Here is a 1,782-nt window from a genome sequence, read left to right as displayed (position 1 = left end):
TATGGGACTGTTCTTCAAGGTGGAGGCGGCTTCCAGCCGCCTGGAATTAAATAGCCTGCAGGATGCAGGCTCCACGTTAAAGACAGTTACTCACAAGTTCGGTCCCGGGCTGCCCAGGTGAGGCGCTTAAAAAAAAACATGGCTTGAAAATTGCTTATAACCCAAAACATTATGTACTTACCCGGCAAAAACACGGTCCCTAAAAGGCTTACCCAAGCTCCAATGAACAGCAACACTCAAAGGAACAACAACAAAATGATTCGCTCGCCTGGATTTGATCTCGACAAACTCATAAAGCAGCAAAGCATCCAAACCTGCTTTCAACCCATAGTCTCAGTAAGAAAGAAAAAGATCATCGGCATTGAAGCTTTAAGCCGTGGAATAAACCCTGACTCGGGAGAACTTATCTCCCCTTTTGTACTTTTCTCAGCTGCTGAAAAATTTGACAAATTAGTAGAAGTCGACCGAGCTTGCAGAGAAAGAGCTTTTGCCAATTTTTCCAACCTGCACAAAAAATATCCAGACTTACTGCTATTCGTAAATTTTGATACATCTATGGTGGATAAGGGAATAGTCGGTTCAGGCAATTTCATGCAGATGATAAAAAAATATTCTCTTAACCCTTCCAACATTGTCATTGAGCTTGTTGAATCTCGAGTTAAGGATTTTACAGAATTGTGCAAATTCATTAAAACCTACCGTGATAATGGTTTTTCCCTTGCCTTAGATGACTTTGGTGCCGGCCACTCCAACTTAGAGCGAATCTCCATCATTAAGCCTGAAATTATTAAGATTGACCGTTCACTTATCAAAGATGTCCATACTGAGTTTTATAAACAGGAGATCCTTAAAGCTATTATCAAGCTGACGGATCAATTGGGTGTCATGGTTTTAAGTGAAGGTGTGGAAACATATCATGAAGTCATGAAAACCCTGGAATTAGATACAGACCTTTTGCAGGGTTACTTCTTTTCTAAGCCTCAACCAAATTCTGCATTATCTTTTGATGAAACTCAGGAAAAAATCGATGTGGCAGCTGATGACTTCTTTAAGTGTGTCATCAAGCGCATTAAGAAGAGAAAGGAACGTTTCAGCAATTTTCAGATGGTAATTTTTTCAATTTTGTCATCCTTGCGAGAACACGGCATTGACAGCATGGAAGATGAGCTCCAAAAAATGATAGCTGACTTTTCCATTGTAGAATGCGCGTATGTATTAAATGAATCAGGAAGGCAGGCATCCAGGACAATTCTAAATAATGGACACTTACACGGTCAGAAAAGTTCATTTCTTTTCAAGCCCGCAGAAAGTGGAGATGATCACTCTTTGAAAGACTATTTTGTTTACATTCAGGCAGGGTTAGATAAATTTATTACTGATCCCTATATATCCCTGGCCACTGGAAGCCTGTGCAGAACCATTTCCATGACCTATGCCGACAAGGACAAACGCAAATTGATTCTGTGTCTTGATATGAAGGAGGATATTTAGGAGCTCCTCACCCGGACGGACCGGGACCGAACGTGTGAGTAACTAAAAAATCAGCTTTAACACGAGATTGCTTCGCTTCGCTCGCAACAAGGATTGCCGCGCTCGCCCCAGTTGAATGGCTGCGCCTACACTGCGCGTATTCAACGAGATAAAAAGACTCGCTCGCAATGACAGATGAGGTGTCTCGGATGTGGTTGCTGAAAAACTGTCACCCAAGAGGGAGCCTAAGCGACCGAAGTAATCTGTATGGCAAAACCATAATACTTTGAATTTATTGCTTATTTGGTTTTA

The 1,782-nt window shown here is 41.6% G+C and carries 1 protein-coding gene; it reads left to right on the top strand.

The annotated features are described in order from the left end of the window. Positions 1 to 255 precede the first annotated feature (255 nt). Complete coding sequence (locus LZ23_RS15720; protein ID WP_045215697.1) at positions 256 to 1,491, top strand: EAL domain-containing protein; 1,236 nt, start codon at positions 256 to 258, stop codon at positions 1,489 to 1,491. Positions 1,492 to 1,782: the final 291 nt, after the last annotated feature.

This window comes from Desulfonatronovibrio magnus (genome assembly GCF_000934755.1).
Taxonomy (GTDB): Bacteria; Desulfobacterota; Desulfovibrionia; order Desulfovibrionales; family Desulfonatronovibrionaceae; genus Desulfonatronovibrio; species Desulfonatronovibrio magnus.
This window is presented reverse-complemented; position numbering and strand designations above follow the sequence as displayed.